Annotated in this window: 1 protein-coding gene; it reads right to left on the reverse strand. The window is 53.3% G+C overall.

Annotation, left to right across the window (positions count from 1 at the left end; genetic code table 11):
* Window positions 1-1039 (reverse strand): Ig-like domain-containing protein (locus TK45_RS16165; RefSeq protein ID WP_165490813.1); only part of this gene is annotated, 1039 nt, incomplete at both ends.

Here is a 1039-nt window from a genome sequence, read left to right on the forward strand (position 1 = left end):
GCTGCATACTCACGACTGCGGAAACGTTTCAGGTTACGATTGCCGCCCTGACTGTCGAGCAACCAACCATAATTTGCTGCTCCACCACTCATCGCCTGCACGCTTACGGTAACATCAATCTCTAACCAGCCTGCTGACCAACCTATACTGCCCTGCTCACTTACATCAATGCCGACGTCCATGCCTTCCGCACTGGCTCCGCCCGCTGACCACGGCACGCCAATCGCCGCTTCATTCCAGTCAACATTCGCTTCATCCCAGTCCAGTAATAAACGGCGTGCAGCATAGATATGGTCATACGCCGTGGCTTTGTACACCATGAGCACCGCTGACTCTATGTGCGCACCATCCGGAACCGGCCCACCCTCTGACTGATAAATGGCAAAGCGCACCAGCATCCTGTTCGTATACAGGCTACTTTCACGACCTATCAATTCTTCTTTCGCGCCCCGATTGGCGCCAGAGAAATAGCGATCCAAGTAACTGTCACGGGTTCCACTATAGCCGGACAGACCATCCTGTAATGTCACCTGATTATCTGGCACTGACGCGCCCACCCCAATGCTGATAACGTCACTCGTCCCTTTGGCCCCCTGATTGTCGAAGGCTTCAGCGTGTATTTGATACACCCCTATCGTCGAAGGTAACCAACTCAAATCGTATGGCGCAGCACTCACGCTGCCGATTAGTTCCGTCCCTGCGTAGTATTCAACCCGGTCAATGCTACCGTCGCTGTCATACGCATCGACCTGTAACTCAATTGTTTCACCCTGCACAAACTGGCTAGCATCGCTTGGCGCTAACCAGAACACTTCGGGGACTAAATTCGGCTGAATGACTTCAAATGACACACTGTCACTTACCGTCACGCTGCCTTCATTATCCGTCGCCTGTGCATAAATACTGTGTTGCCCCACACCCTCAGCCGGCCACTGCCATTCATAAGGTGCCGTCACACTCTCGCCGAGCAACTCACCGTCCAGATAAAACCTGACCGACGCGATTTCACCGTCGCTATCACTGGCCGATACGCTGATTA

Origin of the sequence: Bowmanella sp. JS7-9, from assembly GCF_004329715.1 — a bacterium.
GTDB lineage: Bacteria > Pseudomonadota > Gammaproteobacteria > Enterobacterales > Alteromonadaceae > Pseudobowmanella > Pseudobowmanella zhangzhouensis.